Genomic DNA, 13,074 nt, shown 5'->3' with positions numbered 1-13,074 from the left:
GGGGTCACTCGTCGGCGGCACCGCGCCGGTAGCGGCGGACCCGGCTGTACTCCACGAGCTCGCAGGCCCGGTCGAGCCGCACCTCGTACGAGGCGAGGAGGCTGGTCGTGTCCGGGATGCGGGGCACTTCGAGCACGTCCACGACGACGTACCAGCCGTCGTCGTCGGAGCGCCGGATCGAGGAAACGCCCTCGTCGGGGTGGCTGATCAGCGCTTCCAGGCTCCGGCAGGCGGCGCGGGCGGCGTGCTCGGGCCCCTTCGTCGACGGGGCCTTCTTACGGGTCCCCGTCGAGGAGCGTTCGGCGCGCGCTGAACGTTGTTCTGCCATGGTGACCAGTCTGGTCACTACAGGGCTCCCCGCATCTTGGGAGAGCCGGTGGTGCGACCCCGCCCACCCGACGGGAACGGGCAAGGGGCCCAGGGGAACGGCCAGAGGATCAGGAACGGCCAGGGGATCGGGAGCGGGGTCAGGCCGCGGGCGGCCTGCGCGCCAGGACGAATCCCTGGGGCGCGCGCTCCGGGAACGGCCCCTCCGTCTCCCGTTCCTTCCACAGTACGGACCGCACCTCCAGGCCCGCCGCCCGCAGCAGCCCGGCCATCTGCTCCGGCTGCCGCCGGTGGAAGACGAGCGAGACCTCGTGGCCCAGCGCCTCCGTCAGCCGCAACGGCTCGTCGCCCACCTGGAACCCGAGCTGTACGTGGGCTCCCGGGGCCAGCACGCGGTGGAACTCCGCGAAGGCGAGCGGCAGTTCAGCATCCGGGACGTGGATGGTCGAGTGCCGGGCGAGCAGGCCGCCCAGGGAGGCGTCCGGCAGGTCCAGGGCCGTCATGGACCCCTCCTCGAAGCGCAGGCCGGGGTGCTCCTCCCTGGCCACGGCCGGCATGCGCGGGGAGAGGCACGGACCGCTCCACCGGCTTCGCCGCCAACTCCTCGCGGGAGAAGGCGGCGTAGTCGGGGGCGAGCGCGTCGTAGGACGTACGGGTGGTGCGCAGGAAGGCGGGTTCGGGTGCGGTCATGAGCGGGACCCCGGAGGGTGCCCGGGCCCCTCAGACGTACCGCCCCGCAGGGCCCCTCACCGGCTCAGCCGCCGGAACCGGCGTACCGCCAGTGGCAGGAAGACCAGCGTGATCACCGCCGGCCACACCACGGCCATCAGCAGGGCGTGCTCCTCCACCCAGGTGCCGCCGCCGGGCATCGGGTTGCCGAACAGTTCGCGGCTGGCCGTGGCCGTCGAGGAGATCGGGTTCCAGGCGGCGACCAGGCCCAGCCAGTCGGGCATCTGGGACGGGGCGACGAAGGTGCTGGAGATCATCGTGAGGGGGAAGGCGACCGCGTACAGCCCGCCCGCCGCCTGAGCGCTGGGGACCAGCAGGCCCAGCCAGACGCCCACGCAGATCAGGCTGAACCGCAGCAGCAGGAGCAGTCCGAACGCCCCGAGGGCCGCCATCGTCCCGCCGCCCGCGCGCCAGCCCATCAGCAGCGCTGTGACGGCCAGGATGGCCAGTTCGGCGGCGGCGACCACCAGGTCGGCCGCACCGCGTCCGGAGGCGAAGGCGGAGGGGGCCATCGGCATGGACCGGAAGCGGTCGACGACCCCCTTGCCCACGTCGGTGACGACGGCCACGGCGGTGTTCATGAAGCCCATGGCCATGGTCAGGGCGAACATGCCGGGCATCAGGTACGCCAGGTAGTCGCCCTCGCCGGGCACCTTCATGGCGCTGCCGAAGACGTACCCGTACAGCAGGACGGAGAGGATCGGGAAGCCGAGCTGCCAGACGATGGCAGAGGGCTGGCGCTGGTAGTGGGTGAGGGTGCGGCGGGTGATGTTCCAGCAGTCGGAGACGGCCCAGTAGGCGAGGCCGTGCCTCCGGCCCGTTCCGGTCGAGGCCGTTCCGGTCGCTGGCGCTGCGGTCGCTGCCGCATCGGTCGATACCGCTTCGGGGTTCCGTTCGATCGTGCTCATGCCGCCGCCACCTCCGGTACGTCGTGGTTCTCAGTGTTCTGATCGGTCTTTCGATCGGTGTTCTGATCGGCGTTCTGAGCCGTGCCCCGGCCCGTGTCGTGTCCCGTCAGGCGCAGGAACACGTCGTCCAGACTCGGCCGCCGCAGCCCGATGTCCTCCACCGCGATCCCGTCGTCCTGGAGACTCCGGGCCACCTCGGTCAGCGCGGCCACCCGGTCGGCGACCTGGGCGTGCACCCGGCGGGTGGTGTCGTCGGTGACGACGAGCCCGCCCCCGGCCACCCGGTCGACGGCCTCCGCCACGGCGGCCAGGTCGCCCGCCTCCGCGGCGACGACCTCGATCCGGTCGCCGCCGACGCGGTTCTTCAGCGCGTCCGGGGTGTCGTCGGCGATGGCCCGCCCCCGGTCGATGACGGTGATGCGCGAGGCGAGCTTGTCGGCCTCCTCCAGATACTGCGTGGTCAGCAGCACCGTCGTACCGCCCGCGACCAGGGCCCGGACCGCGTCCCACACCTCGCCCCGGCTGCGCGGGTCGAGCCCGGTCGTCGGCTCGTCCAGGAAGAGCACGTCGGGCGAGAGGATCATCGAGGAGGCGAGGTCGAGCCGGCGCCGCATGCCGCCGCTGTACTCCTTGGTGTTCCGGTCGGCCGCCTCCACCAGGTCGAACCGTTCCAGCAGCTCCCCGGCGCGGTGCCGGGCCCCCCGGTTGCCGAGGTGGAAGAGACGCCCGAACATCTCCAGGTTCTGCCGCCCGGAGAGGCCCTCGTCGACGGCGGCGTACTGGCCGGTGAGCCCGATCCTGCTCCGTACGCGGCGGGGTTCGCGCCCCACGTCGAGCCCCGCCACCTCGGCCCGGCCCCCGTCGAAGCGCAGGAGGGTCGCGAGGACCCGTACGGCGGTGGTCTTGCCGGCCCCGTTCGGGCCGAGCAGGCCGTGGACGGTGCCGGGGCGGACGGCGAGGTCGAAGCCGTCCAGCGCCCGCTTCTCCACCCCACCCTTCACCTGGTACCGCTTCATGACGCCCTCGGCGAGCACCGCGTACCCGGACGCGGTGCTCGCCCCGGCTCCGGACCTCGGCCCGGCCCCAGACACAGACGTGGACATGGCATTACCCCCTGCTTCTCCGAGTCGCCCGGAAGGCGACTGAGTACACCGTACCCCATTCTGAGTACGGTGTACTCCAATACGGGTACGGTGTACTCACATCTGCTCCGGCGCATTACGCTGACCCCATGGCTAAAGACGGATCGACAGCAGCGACGGACGGCACGACAGCCGGGAGCGGCGACATCGGGCGCAGCCTGGAGCTCCTCTGGGGCACCGGTGAACGCCCGAGCCGCGGCCCCAAACCGGGCCTGACGCTGGACCGGATCGTCACCGCCGCGATCGCCGTGGCGGACGCGGAGGGGCTGCCCGCCGTCTCCATGCGCCGGCTCTCCACCGAGCTCGGCACAGGCACGATGTCGCTCTACCGGTACGTCCCCGGCAAGGCCGAACTCCTGGACCTGATGCTCGACCGCGTGCTGGGCGAGCCCCTGCCCGCGGAGCACGACCGGGACCGCGACCGGGACCGCGACCGCGACCGCCCTGCGGACGCCGCCGACGCACCCGACGCACCCGACGCACCCGACGCACCCGCCGTAACTGACGCGCCCGACGCACCTGACGTGACCGACGTGACCGACGCGCCCGGGTACTGGCAGGCAGCGATCGACAAGATGGCCCGTGCCTACCTGGACAACCTGCGCCGCCACCCCTGGCTGCTGAAGATCAACCAGGCCCGTACGGTGCTCGGCCCCAGCGCCCTGCGCGGCCTCGAACTCGCCCTCTCCGGGCTGCGGTCCATGCGGCTGCGCGACCCCGAGCTGATCGGCGTGATCATCACGGTCAACAGCTTCGTCGAGGGCCTCGCCCGCACCCGGGCCGACGCGGCGGAGGCCCTGCGGCAGACCGGGCTGAGCGACGACGCGTTCTGGGAGAACCAGCGCCCCTACCTGGAGCGGGCCATGCACAGCGGCGACTACCCGCTGATGGCGGGGATGGCCGAGGACACCTTCAGCCCCGAGTTCGACCACTTCGAGTTCGGGCTCCAGCGGCTGATCGCCGGTTTCGAGGCCCTGGTCGAGGAACGGACGGCAGACGACCGGACATGACAGCGCGCCCGGCCCGTGCCCCAATGGATATATGGACGCCAGCCGGGAACTCGCTCCTTTCGTCAAGCAGTACACCGTGCTGCTGAGCACCCACCGCGAGGACGGCACCCCCGTCGGCACGCCCGTCAACATCGCCGTCGAGGGCGATCACGCCTTCATCCGTACGTTCTCCTCCGCCTGGAAGGTCGAGCGGATGCGGAACCACCCGCGGGTGGAGATCGCTCCGTGCACGGTCCGGGGCAGCCCCACGGGGCCGCAGATCAGGGCCCACGCACGGCTGCTGCGCCCGGGCACGAAGGAGAACACGCACGCGGCGCGGATGCTGTCGCGGAAGTACCCGATCGTGCAGGGCGTCCTGGTCCCGCTCGCACACCGGCTGAAGCGGGACCGGACGCTGCACTACGAGGTGTGGCCGGTGACGGACGGAGGCTGAGGAGGCCGATGGCCACTGCCGGCGGCTGATGGCGGCCGGCGGCTGATGGGGGCTATCAGCCCCTGCCGGCGCGGCTACGAGGTAGCGGGCGGGGCCCAGGGGTCCTGCGGGGGCGGGCTCACCCCTCCCCGCGCCGCCGCTTCAGCGCGAACCAGAGGACCGCCGCGCCCGCCACGACGGCCGCGCCGAGCCCCACGCTGCCCTTGCCGTCACCGCCCTCGCCCTCAGGCCCTTCAGCGGCGCTTCCACTCCCCGAGGGCTTCCCCTTGTCCGGGCTCCCCGTACCCTTCTCCGGCTTGCCGCCGCCCTCCACCTCCACGCGCACCACACCGCTGCGCGCGCCCTCCGAGCCGAACATCAGGGCCGAGCCGTCCGCCGTGTACGTCACCGACTCCGCCTGCCGCTGGAACGGTGCGGCGACCGACCGGTCATCGCCGATGCGGCCGTCCTCGAAGGCGTACACACGGGCGCTGAAGTACGACCGCAGCACCAGCGAGCGTCCGTCCGGCGAGAAGGCCCCGTCCGTCACCCACGGCACCTCGCCCACCCGCCGGAACGTGTTCATGGCGCCGGTGGTGAGCTTCGCGGGGCCTTCGTAGAGCCCGCCGCCGTCCTCGTTCTTGGAGGCGATGTAGACGCGCCCGGTCCGGGGGTGGACCATCAGCGCCTCGGCGTTGCGGGCCCCGTCCGCGTACTTCACGTCGTACTGCGTGGCGGTCACCGTGGTGTCCTGGAGCGTCTTGGGCTCGGCGAAACGGTAGATCCAGACATGACTCCACGTGCCGTCCAGGTTGTCCCCGATGTCACCGACGTAGATGTCGCCGTCCGGCCCGATCGAGATGCCCTCCACGTCACGCGGCTCCCCCACCCCCCGCATGGTGACGGTCGCGACGGTCTTCCCGGTGCGGGAGTCGACGGCGAAGACGTAGGGGCCGTCGTCGCTGTCGTTGTGCGTCCAGTAGACGCCGGGGTGCAGACGGCTGGCGGCGAGGCCGCTGGACTCGGTGATGCGGGGGTCCTCGATCGTGAAGTCACGGTCGGGCTCGCCATCGGCGGCGACGGCGGGGCAGGCGGCCCCCAGGAGCAGCAGAAGGGCTGCGGCGGGAACGGCGAGACCTGCCGGACGGCTCGGATACGGACGCATGGCCCAAGTGTCCACCGTCCCGCCCCCGTCCACCGCCGCACCCCGGGGTCCGCTGCCGACGCCGGCCCCACCACCACGCCCGGGAGGCCCACCGCCGCACCCCGGTCCCGCCGCCACCACCGTGTCCATCGTCACGTCGCAGGCCACAGCCGTGATCGGCCATGATGACGCCATGCGTTTTCTTCCGGTCGGCGACTCCATGACCATCGGCGCCACCGGCGACTTCACCTGGCGCTACCGGCTGTGGCAGCACCTGGAGACGGCCTGCCCGACCCCGTACGAGATCGTCGGGCCGCGCACGACGCTGTACGACGCCGAGGCGAACGCCCCGCTCTCCCACGCGTACGCCGACCCGTCCTTCCCGCCCGACGCGCGCAGGCACCTGGCCGGCTGGGGTGAGGGGTGGCTGCACATGGCCCCGGTGATCGCGGACGCGGTGCGCGAGGCGGACGCGGACGTGCTGCTGGTCTCGCTGGGCCTGATAGACCTCGGGTTCTACACGGACAGCGAGCAGACGGCCGCCAACGCCCGCGCGTTCATCACGGCGGCCCGCACGGCCAACCCGCACATCCGGATGGTGCTGCTCCCGGTGATACCCAACGTCCGGGCCGAGACGGACGCCCCCTTCGCCGCCTCCTGCGCCCGCTTCAACGAACTCCTCGCCAAGGCGGTCGCCGACCTGGACGAGCCCGCCTCCCCGCTCCTCCTGGCCTCGCACCCCCCGGAGTACGACATCCACACGGACACGTACGACGGCACGCACCCCGGCCCGAGCGGCGAGCACCTGCTCGCGGCCGCCTTCGCCGACGCGATGCACCAGGCGTGGGGGATCACCGGCCCGTACGCACGCCGGCCCTCGCTGCCGCAACCCGCCTGAGCGGGAGAGCCGTCCATTCCGCGGGCATGATCCGTCCTGCGGGCATGAGTCCGTCCTGCCGGCGTGAGTCCGTCCTGCCGGCATGAGTCCGTCCTGCCGGCATGAGTCCGTCCTGCCGGCATGATCCGTCCGATCGAACTCGCCGTATTCGTCCGATCGAACTCGCCGTATCCGTCCCATCGAACTCGCCGCATTCGTCTGCGGCGACCGTCCGTGCGTGCGTGGCCTCCTCGTCGGCCGGTGACCGCCCCTCACCCCCGCCCCCTCACCCCACCGGCTGCGACCCCAGCATCGTCAGTGCGAGCTGCGTCAGCTCGCCGGAGACCTCCTCAGGGCGGGCGCGGCGGCAGCGGCGGGCGTGGTGGGCCATCAGTTCGTGGACCGTGCCGACCATCACCATGACGTCGACGCGGTGGTCCCGGTCCTCCGCCTCGCCCCGCTCCACCGCCCGCTCGGCCTCACCGGTCAGGAACTCCGTCCACAGCGCCCGCCAGAGCTTGCAGTGCTCGTCGACCACCGCGCTCACGCCCAGCACCTCGACGAAGGTCACCCGCGCCTCGCGGGGGTCCCGGGTGACGGCTCCCACGTACGCGTCGAAGAGCCGCCCGACCCGTTCGGCGATCGAGCACTTGTCGATGCCCTCCGCCAGCAGGGCCGCCTCCGCCGCTCGCAGGCCGATGGTGGTGACCCGGTTGTGCAGGGCGATGAGCAGCCCCTCCCGCGTCCCGTACTCCTGCCGGAGCACCTCGGGAGCGACCCCGGCCGCCGCGCACAGGTCCAGTTCGGTGGTCTCCCGGTAGCCGACGACCCCGAACAGCTCCCGTGCGGCATCCAGCAGTTGTTCCCTCGCCTGTGTGCGGGCCAGGTCACCGGGCCCCGTCCGCTGAACCGCCCAGCCATCAGCCACCGGTCCTCCTTCAGCGCAAGGTGCGGGAGAGGGCCTCGGCACCTCTGCACGAACCGCCGCCCCATTGTGCTCGCCCGGGGGCCACCGGGGGGCCGCGCCACACCCGTTTGGGGGATCCCGGTCACGCCGAATCGCTTCTTCTCCCCCTCTCACGCCTTCTCCGGTATTTCTCCTTCGCTTCTCCTCGCGGTTCCTTCTCCTCGCGGTTCCCTCTCCTCCTGTCCTCCTGTCCTCCTCCGACTTGACCCTGACGTGCGGGGCAGGGGTTAGCGTCTGCGCACCCGTCGAGCGGACGCCTTCCGTGTGCCGCCGCGCCGTCCCCGTACAGCCATCCCCGTACAGCCAGCGCCGAGGAGTTCCGGATGACCGCCGCCCCGTCCCCACGCCCGCCCCTGTCCGCGCGCCTCCCGCGCACCGCTCGCGAGGTCCGGCTCGTCTCCATTCCCCAAGGGCTGCCCGCCCCGGAGGACTTCGCCGTGGTGGAGAGGCCGCTGCCGGCCCCCGGACCGGGGCAGGTCCTCGTGCGGAACCGCTACTTCCTGGTCTTCCCCGGTCTGCGCACCCTGATCGGCGGCGAGGTCGACGGAGTGCCGCTCCCCGCGCTGAGCAGCGGCGACGCGCTGTTCGGGCCGGCGGTCGGCGAGGTCGTCGCGGCCCCGGACGGCGGCCCGCTGCGCCCCGGCGACACCGTCACCCACCTTCACGGCTGGCGGGACCACGCCGTGGTGGACGCCTCCGGCTGCGTACCCGTGGGGGACGTCCTGCCCGATCCGGTGGCGCACCTCGCCCAGGGGTCGTCCGCGTACGGGGCCCTGACCCGCCTCGCCGGGGTCCGTGCCGGCGACACCGTCCTGGTCACCGGCGCGGCGGGCGCGGTGGGCACCCTCGCGGGCCGGATCGCCCGGTTGCTGGGGGCCGGGAAGGTGATCGGGAGCACCGGGTCGCCGCGGAAGGCGGAGCGGCTGGTCGCCGAACTCGGTTACGACGCCGTCCTCCTGCGGGACTCCGGCACCCCGTTCGCCGCACAGCTCGCCGCGGCCGCGCCCGAGGGCATCGACGTCCTGCTGGACACGGTCGGCGGCGAGCAACTGGCCGCAGCCGTCCGGGCCGCCCGGCAGGGGGCCCGGTTCGCCCTGGTCGGGGCGCTCTCCGGGCAGTTGTCGGCGCGGCGCCAGGGCGGCAGCTCGCCGGTGGAGCTCGACTCGTTCCGTATCGTCGTCAAGGGCGTCTCGCTGCGCGGTTACAGCGGTACGGACCACCCCGACGTAGAGAAGGAGTGGACCGGGCGGTTCGGAGAGTGGCTCCGCTCCGGCGAGATCACCTTCCCCCACACCCGGATCCCGGGCATCGATCGCGCGCCGCAGGCGTTGCGGGAGTTGATCGAGGGGCGGCACTTCGGGGCCGTCGTCGTGGAGTTGTAGTGGAGTTGTAGGGGCGGCCCGGGCAACCGGGCCCGTGCGGAGGGCCGGGTGGGCGTCATGCGGATCGGTGAGGCGGCAGCGGCGGCGGGGTGCACCCCCAGGGCGCTGCGGCTGTACGAACAGCGCGGGCTGCTCCCGCCGCCCGGCCGCACGGCCTCGGGCCAGCGGGATTACGGCCCCGACGAGGTCGCCCGGCTCCGCGTCATCCGCGAACTGCTGCGCTCCGGCTTCACCATCGAGGACCTGCGTTCCTGCGCCGACCGGCTCCACCTCCTCACCGAGGACCCGCCGCCCCGGTGCGGTTCCGCCGACGCCCCGGGCGGTTCCGCCTCCGGCGTCGTCGGCCGCAGGCTCGCCGTCCTCGACGCCGAGATCGACCGCCTCACCCGGCTCCGCGAGGACCTCGCCCGCCGGGTCTTCGGGGACGCGCCCGCGCGTCGCCACTCCTGACTCCTGACGGAGGGGGCCGACCTCCCCCGGACCCGATGTCAGAGGCGGTCCTGAGGGGGAGGCCAGGACCAGGGCGGTCCCCGGGGCGGTTACGCCTGGCGGAAGACCACGGCCGCCCCCAACGCCTCCGCGGCCGGGACGAAAACATCCCCCGAGGCCGTCCGGCGCGGGTGGAAGCCGTTCGCGTCGAGCAGATCGCGGGCAGCGGCGAGATCCCGTACGGCGACGGCGTACGCGACGAACACCGGAAGCGCCGGCGCAAGCACCGCCACCCCTTCCCCGGGCGACGCGGAGACCCCCGCGCCCGACATCCCGAGCGCCTCTTCGCCCGGCAGCCCGAGCGCCCCTTCGCCCGCCGCCACGGGCCCTGCCTCCCCCGGCAGCACCTTCCCCAGCCCCGAAGCGGGCACCAGCGTCACCCCGCAGCCCCGCGGACCCAGGTCGAAGACCCGGGCCGGGCCCTCCTCCCGGTACGACCGGCCGAGGCGGGAACCGTACCGCTCGCTCCAGACCTCCAGCTCGTCGTCCGGCACGCACAGCACGGCGTCGACGAGGTCCACGGCCCCGTTGGGGTGGTCGAGCACGCGGGGGCCCTGGATGGCCGGGTCCAGTTCGGCGACGGCCCCGACCCGCCCCTCCGCCACCCGGCCCTGTGCCCCTCCGGGCCCCTCGCCGTCCAGCTCCAGGTAGCTGACCGTCTCCACGACGGTGTCACCCGCCTCCGTACGCGCCGGGCACCGCACGGAGTTGACCCCACCGTGCCGCTCACCGCCCGACGTGAGGCGGGCGGCGGCCGCGTCGATGTCGGGGGCCGCCAGCATGAGGATGTGCAGGCCCTCGAAACGGTCCAGCAACGCCGCCAGTCCCGCGCTGGTCCCGCTGATGCGCCGGACCAGTTGGGGCAGCACCTCCGGTGGCGCTTCCAGCGGTACGAGGTGGACGTCGGGCGGCAGCGAGCCGACCCCGGGGCGTACGGCCGTCACCAACTCCACGAATCCCCGGGGGAAATCGGCGTGCGTGTTCGCCGCGCCGAACGGCTCGGGGGGCGCGCCCTCCCGGGGAGGCATCGCGGGCACGCTCGGCGGCGGCAGCGTGAAGCCCAGACGCCGGTACAATTCCATGGCCCCGCCCAGGTCTTCGACGACATGCCCCACGTGGTGCAATCCGGAGAAGTCACCCTGTCCAGGCCCGGCCGGCGCACTGGTGCTGCTGTTGTCGCTCCTGCTGTCGTCCCTCACGCCCGAACCCTAACCCACGTACACACGCATACGGGTTAGATTCCCGCCGGCCCGCCTCGCCCCCTCACCCCTTCCCCCCTTCACCCCCTCACCCCTTCACCGTGAACTCCGCCCGCAGCAGCGCCTCATTCCGCGACGACGGACCCACCAGCAGCTCGAAGCGCCCCGGCTCCACCACGCGTCGCCCCTCCGAGTCCACCAACGTACAAGCGGCTACCGGCAGTTCGATCACGACGTCCCGCGACTCCCCCGAGGCCAGCGCCACTTGCTCGTACGCCTTCAGCTCCTTCTCCGCCCAGGTCACCGACGTCACGCTGTCACTCACATACACCTGGACCGTCTCCAGCGCGGGCCGTGAGCCGGTGTTGCGCAGGGTCACCCGGGCCCGTACGGTCTCGGCCGGTTCGACGACGGCCGTCGACAGCTCCAGGTCCGCGTACTCCACCGTGGTGTAGCTCAGCCCCTCCCCGAACGCGAACGCCGGGCTCTGCGTGAGGTCCGCGTACCGCGAACCGTGCTGGCCGCGCACCTGGTTGTAGTACGTCGGCTGCTGTCCCGCGTGCCGGGCGAAGGAGAGGGGGAGGCGGCCGGTCGGCTCGATCAGGCCGAGCAGCAGCTCCGCCACCGCCCGGCCGCCGAGCATCCCCGGGTTGGCCGCGTACACGATCGCCGCCGCACCGAGCGCGGCCGGCGGCAGTACCAGCGGCTTGGAGCTGACGACCACGACGACCAGCGGCCTGCCCGTGGCCGCCAGCGCGTCGAGCAACGCGACCTGGCCGCCCACGAGTTCGAGGGTGGCCGTCGACTTGCCCTCGCCGATCAGCTCGATCCGGTCGCCGACCACGGCCACCACCCAGTCGGCGGCCTCGGCGGCGGCCACCGCCTCACCGATCGACTCCGGGTCGGGGGCGGCCGGGACGACGACCTCCGGGCGGGGCTGTCCGTCCGGGAAGAACGCCCCCTCGGGGTCCGGCCCGACGTCCAGGATGCGCGCGCCGGGAGCGTACGACACGGTCCAGTCGGCGGGCGCATGGTCGCGGAAGCCGTCGAGGACGGTACGGATCATGGCGCGCGGCTGCCCGTCCGGGAGCCAGTCGGTCTGGCCCGACGAGCCCGCCCAGTCGCCCAACTGGGTCTGTGCGTCATCCGCGTTGGGGCCGACGACGGCGACCGTACGGGGGCCGGGCCCCGTGGCCCCGCCCGCCCCGTCCGCCGCCAGGCCCCCCGCCAGCGGCAGGGTGCCGTCGTTGGCCAGCAGCACCAGGGAGCGCCGGGCCGCCTCCAGGTTGAGCGCCGCGTGCGCCGCGCTGCCGATCACCTCGGCCTGGCGGGCGGCGTCGGGGTGGCGCGGGTTCTCGAAGAGCCCCAGCTCGAACTTGAGCGTCAGGACCCGGCGTACGGCGGCGTCGATCTCGGACTCCGCCAACTCGCCCTGCGCCACCGCCTCCTGCGTGCCCTCGAAGAAGCCCGACGTGTTCATCACCATGTCGTTGCCCGCGCGGACCGCCGCCGCCGACGCCTGCGCGTAGTCGGCGTAGATCTTCTGCTCCCACACCATGCGGCCGACGTTGTCCCAGTCGGTGACCAGGGTCCCGGTGTAACCCCACTCGCCGCGCAGCACCTCGTCCAGCAGCCAGCGGTTCACGGTGATCGGCACGCCGTCCATCGACTGGTAGCCGAGCATGAACGTCCGGCAGCCCTCGGCGGCGACCCGCTCGAACGGCGGCAGGAACCAGGAGCGCAGCTTGCGCCGGGAGATGTCCGCCTCGCTGGCGTCCCGGCCGCCCTGGGTCTCGGAGTACCCGGCGAAGTGCTTGGCGCAGGCCAGAATCGCGGTCGGGTCCGCCAGGCCGTCGCCCTGGTAGCCGCGCACCATCGCGGAGGCCAACTCCCCGATCAGGTGCGGGTCTTCGCCGAACGTCTCGCTCACCCGGCCCCACCGCAGGTCCCGGGTGATGCAGAGGACCGGCGAGAACGTCCAGTGCACCCCGGTCGCCGCGACCTCCACCGCCGTCGCCCGCGCGATCCGCTCCACCAGCTCCGGGTCCCAGGTGGCGGCCATCCCGAGCTGGGTCGGGTAGATCGTGGCCCCCTCCCAGAAGGAGTGCCCGTGGATGCAGTCCTCCGCGACGAGCAGCGGAATGCGCAGCCGGGTCCTCTCGGTGAGCGCGGCGGCCTCCCGTACGCGCGCGGGCGAGGCGTGCAGGATCGACCCCGCGTGCAGGTCCTCCACGAGGTGCCGGACGCCCTCCTTGGCGTTGAGCTGGAGCATCTGGCCGACCTTCTCGGGCAGCGTCATGCGGCCCAGGAGATCGGAGACCCGGTCCGCGACGGGGAGCGCGGGGTCGAGATACGGCGGCAGGAGGCCCACGGGAGTTCCTTTCACGACGGCACTCCGCAGTACCGTACGCTCAATACCGACCGCTTGGTAAGTATTGAGGTGGCGGGTATTCGACCCTGTGAGAATCTGGACCGCAGCGGCGACGTA

12 protein-coding genes and 1 pseudogene are annotated in these 13,074 nt (G+C 72.9%); 5 read left to right on the top strand and 8 right to left on the bottom strand.

Features of this window, described 5'->3' with window-relative positions:
* Positions 1-4: 4 nt before the first annotated feature.
* The 4 genes and pseudogenes from ACLJPL_RS06960 to ACLJPL_RS06945 form a co-directional block, all read right to left on the bottom strand.
* Positions 5-328, bottom strand: coding sequence for a gas vesicle protein (locus ACLJPL_RS06960; RefSeq protein WP_411079802.1), 324 nt, complete (start codon positions 326-328; stop codon positions 5-7).
* Positions 329-467: 139 nt separating this feature from the next.
* Positions 468-1,017, bottom strand: a pseudogene (locus tag ACLJPL_RS06955) (class I SAM-dependent methyltransferase).
* A gap of 56 nt (positions 1,018-1,073) precedes the next feature.
* On the bottom strand, positions 1,074-1,964 hold the full coding sequence (locus ACLJPL_RS06950; RefSeq protein ID WP_411079801.1) for an ABC transporter permease: 891 nt from the start codon (positions 1,962-1,964) through the stop codon (positions 1,074-1,076).
* Complete coding sequence (locus ACLJPL_RS06945; protein WP_411079800.1) at positions 1,961-3,067, bottom strand: ATP-binding cassette domain-containing protein; 1,107 nt, start codon at positions 3,065-3,067, stop codon at positions 1,961-1,963. Before ACLJPL_RS06945 ends, ACLJPL_RS06950 begins: the two co-directional genes overlap by 4 nt.
* A gap of 128 nt (positions 3,068-3,195) precedes the next feature.
* Between ACLJPL_RS06945 and ACLJPL_RS06940 the strand changes: the two genes are divergently transcribed.
* A complete protein-coding gene (locus tag ACLJPL_RS06940) occupies positions 3,196-4,116 on the top strand; it encodes a TetR/AcrR family transcriptional regulator (RefSeq protein WP_411079799.1) in 921 nt (306 codons plus the stop codon).
* Between the two features lie 31 nt (positions 4,117-4,147).
* Positions 4,148-4,549 carry a PPOX class F420-dependent oxidoreductase gene (locus ACLJPL_RS06935; RefSeq protein ID WP_411079798.1) on the top strand — a complete coding sequence of 134 codons (402 nt, stop codon included), beginning with the start codon at positions 4,148-4,150 and terminating at the stop codon, positions 4,547-4,549.
* Positions 4,550-4,667: 118 nt separating this feature from the next.
* On the opposite strand, the gene ACLJPL_RS06930 is transcribed toward ACLJPL_RS06935, so the two are convergent.
* Positions 4,668-5,693 (bottom strand): WD40 repeat domain-containing protein, encoded by a 1,026-nt coding sequence (locus ACLJPL_RS06930; protein ID WP_411079797.1) that lies wholly within the window; start codon positions 5,691-5,693, stop codon positions 4,668-4,670.
* A gap of 172 nt (positions 5,694-5,865) precedes the next feature.
* Between ACLJPL_RS06930 and ACLJPL_RS06925 the strand changes: the two genes are divergently transcribed.
* Complete coding sequence (locus ACLJPL_RS06925) at positions 5,866-6,570, top strand: GDSL-type esterase/lipase family protein (protein WP_411079796.1); 705 nt, start codon at positions 5,866-5,868, stop codon at positions 6,568-6,570.
* Positions 6,571-6,835: 265 nt separating this feature from the next.
* On the opposite strand, the gene ACLJPL_RS06920 is transcribed toward ACLJPL_RS06925, so the two are convergent.
* Positions 6,836-7,477 (bottom strand): TetR/AcrR family transcriptional regulator, encoded by a 642-nt coding sequence (locus tag ACLJPL_RS06920; protein ID WP_411079795.1) that lies wholly within the window; start codon positions 7,475-7,477, stop codon positions 6,836-6,838.
* A 362-nt stretch (positions 7,478-7,839) separates the two neighbouring features.
* Here ACLJPL_RS06920 and ACLJPL_RS06915 point away from each other — a divergent pair, with 362 nt between their 5' ends.
* Positions 7,840-8,898: an MDR family NADP-dependent oxidoreductase gene (locus ACLJPL_RS06915; protein ID WP_411079794.1), complete on the top strand. Its 1,059-nt coding sequence runs from the start codon at positions 7,840-7,842 to the stop codon at positions 8,896-8,898.
* Positions 8,899-8,955: 57 nt separating this feature from the next.
* Positions 8,956-9,348 (top strand): MerR family transcriptional regulator, encoded by a 393-nt coding sequence (locus ACLJPL_RS06910; protein ID WP_411079793.1) that lies wholly within the window; start codon positions 8,956-8,958, stop codon positions 9,346-9,348.
* 89 nt (positions 9,349-9,437) lie between these two features.
* On the opposite strand, the gene ACLJPL_RS06905 is transcribed toward ACLJPL_RS06910, so the two are convergent.
* Positions 9,438-10,502: a VOC family protein gene (locus ACLJPL_RS06905; RefSeq protein WP_411080035.1), complete on the bottom strand. Its 1,065-nt coding sequence runs from the start codon at positions 10,500-10,502 to the stop codon at positions 9,438-9,440.
* A 172-nt stretch (positions 10,503-10,674) separates the two neighbouring features.
* Positions 10,675-12,957: a glycoside hydrolase family 3 N-terminal domain-containing protein gene (locus ACLJPL_RS06900; protein ID WP_411079792.1), complete on the bottom strand. Its 2,283-nt coding sequence runs from the start codon at positions 12,955-12,957 to the stop codon at positions 10,675-10,677.
* Between the last annotated feature and the right edge of the window lie 117 nt (positions 12,958-13,074).

This window comes from Streptomyces sp. cmx-18-6, from assembly GCF_046548915.1.
Lineage (GTDB): Bacteria > Actinomycetota > Actinomycetes > Streptomycetales > Streptomycetaceae > Streptomyces.
The sequence above is the reverse complement of the archived record's forward strand: the minus strand, read 5'-3'. Positions and strand labels throughout refer to the sequence as shown.

Coding starts and splice junctions, on each gene's coding strand:
- ACLJPL_RS06960 (WP_411079802.1), bottom strand. CDS start 328: ATGGCAGAACAACGTTCAGCGCGCGCCGAACGCTCCTCGACGGGGACC.
- ACLJPL_RS06950 (WP_411079801.1), bottom strand. CDS start 1,964: ATGAGCACGATCGAACGGAACCCCGAAGCGGTATCGACCGATGCGGCA.
- ACLJPL_RS06945 (WP_411079800.1), bottom strand. CDS start 3,067: ATGTCCACGTCTGTGTCTGGGGCCGGGCCGAGGTCCGGAGCCGGGGCG.
- ACLJPL_RS06940 (WP_411079799.1), top strand. CDS start 3,196: ATGGCTAAAGACGGATCGACAGCAGCGACGGACGGCACGACAGCCGGG.
- ACLJPL_RS06935 (WP_411079798.1), top strand. CDS start 4,148: ATGGACGCCAGCCGGGAACTCGCTCCTTTCGTCAAGCAGTACACCGTG.
- ACLJPL_RS06930 (WP_411079797.1), bottom strand. CDS start 5,693: ATGCGTCCGTATCCGAGCCGTCCGGCAGGTCTCGCCGTTCCCGCCGCA.
- ACLJPL_RS06925 (WP_411079796.1), top strand. CDS start 5,866: ATGCGTTTTCTTCCGGTCGGCGACTCCATGACCATCGGCGCCACCGGC.
- ACLJPL_RS06915 (WP_411079794.1), top strand. CDS start 7,840: ATGACCGCCGCCCCGTCCCCACGCCCGCCCCTGTCCGCGCGCCTCCCG.
- ACLJPL_RS06910 (WP_411079793.1), top strand. CDS start 8,956: ATGCGGATCGGTGAGGCGGCAGCGGCGGCGGGGTGCACCCCCAGGGCG.